Raw genomic sequence first — 554 nt, 5'->3', positions numbered from 1 at the left:
CGTCTTTGCTTGCGCCGAAAATGCGTATGCTTGGTCGTGATTTAAATTCAGAACAAGCGGCCGAAGACGAAGCGCCAAATTGGCAAGTGCTCTACACGACGTATGTGCACACGTGCTCGCCACTGCGCAGTGGTGAAACTTTGTTGCCAATTCCACTGTATCGTAATGATCCGACACTCAATGGCGATCATAAAGCGGTCATCAAATGGCAGACGGAATGGCAAGCGTGCGATGAAATCCAAATGGCGGGCGGGTGCCGCGCGGAGCATGCGGCGCTGCACGAGATTTGCGACGTAGACAGTGTGTTGTTCCGCCGCGGTTGGGATTTGCGTGGTCGTATCGAATACATCACCAAGATTCCAACTTACTATTATCAGTATCGTGTGGGCGGTCAGTCGTTGGAGAGCGAGAAAGCACGTAAGTGTCCGAAGTGTGGTGGAGAATGGCTGCTTGATGAGCCATTACATGACATCTTCTATTTTAAGTGCGACTCGTGCCGAATTGTTTCGAACATCTCTTGGGATCATATTAAATAGGTTCTCACCTGACGTAAC

The 554-nt window shown here is 50.2% G+C and carries 1 protein-coding gene; it reads left to right on the top strand.

Annotated elements, in window-relative coordinates:
* Positions 1 to 536, top strand: a 536-nt coding sequence (locus R7Q48_RS29985) for a Zn-ribbon-containing protein (RefSeq protein ID WP_318134044.1), incomplete at its 5' end; no start/stop codon positions are given.
* Positions 537 to 554: the final 18 nt, after the last annotated feature.

The sequence above is a fragment of the Vibrio sp. 378 genome, from assembly GCF_033339435.1.
The sequence above is the reverse complement of the archived record's forward strand: the minus strand, read 5'-3'. Positions and strand labels throughout refer to the sequence as shown.